At 46.0% G+C, this 250-nt stretch carries 1 pseudogene; it reads right to left on the minus strand.

The annotated features are described in order from the left end of the window. A pseudogene (locus AAEY72_RS15775) lies at positions 1-250 on the minus strand (lytic transglycosylase domain-containing protein); the annotation flags it as partial.

A 250-nucleotide genomic window follows, 5' to 3' on the forward strand; every position in this document is an offset into this window, starting at 1 on the left:
GCCCAATTCCATTCACGGTTGGCAAAAGAGAGATTGGCATCTGAATTGTACAGCGCAAAAGCACGAGCAAAGTTAGGCTCTTGCATCACGCGCGCACGGTCGCTATTACTGATATTAGGAAGATTACTGCCTCCTAACTGGCTGGCATTAAAGCGTTGACCTACCTTATCCTTTGCCATCAGACCGTAGTATTCATTGCTCTTTGCGAGCTGCTGATACAGTCTTTTTGCCGTACTACGCTTATTACTAT

The organism is Psychrobacter sp. W2-37-MNA-CIBAN-0211, assembly GCF_040309405.1.
In the GTDB taxonomy this organism is placed as follows: domain Bacteria; phylum Pseudomonadota; class Gammaproteobacteria; order Pseudomonadales; family Moraxellaceae; genus Psychrobacter; species Psychrobacter glaciei.